Genomic DNA, 418 nt, shown 5'->3' on the forward strand with positions numbered 1-418 from the left:
ACGTCATCCCCACCTTCCTCTCTACTTGCGTAGGCAGTCTCACTAGAGTCCCCAACTGAATGATGGCAACTAGTGACAGGGGTTGCGCTCGTTGCAGGACTTAACCTAACACCTCACGGCACGAGCTGACGACAACCATGCAGCACCTTGAAAATTGCCCGAAGGACGGTCTATTTCTAAACCAATCAATTCCCATTTAAGCCTTGGTAAGGTTCCTCGCGTATCATCGAATTAAACCACATAATCCACCGCTTGTGCGGGCCCCCGTCAATTCCTTTGAGTTTCATTCTTGCGAACGTACTCCCCAGGTGGCTAACTTATCACTTTCGCTTAGTCTCTGATTCCGAAAAACCAAAAACGAGTTAGCATCGTTTACGGCGTGGACTACCAGGGTATCTAATCCTGTTACGTCTACCTG

Annotated in this window: 1 rRNA gene; it reads right to left on the minus strand. The window is 48.8% G+C overall.

Annotated features, from left to right (window positions below):
- Window positions 1-418, minus strand: a 16S ribosomal RNA gene (locus CIL05_RS21620); the annotation flags it as partial.

It is taken from the genome of Virgibacillus profundi, assembly GCF_002287375.1.
GTDB lineage: Bacteria > Bacillota > Bacilli > Bacillales > Amphibacillaceae > Virgibacillus_K > Virgibacillus_K profundi.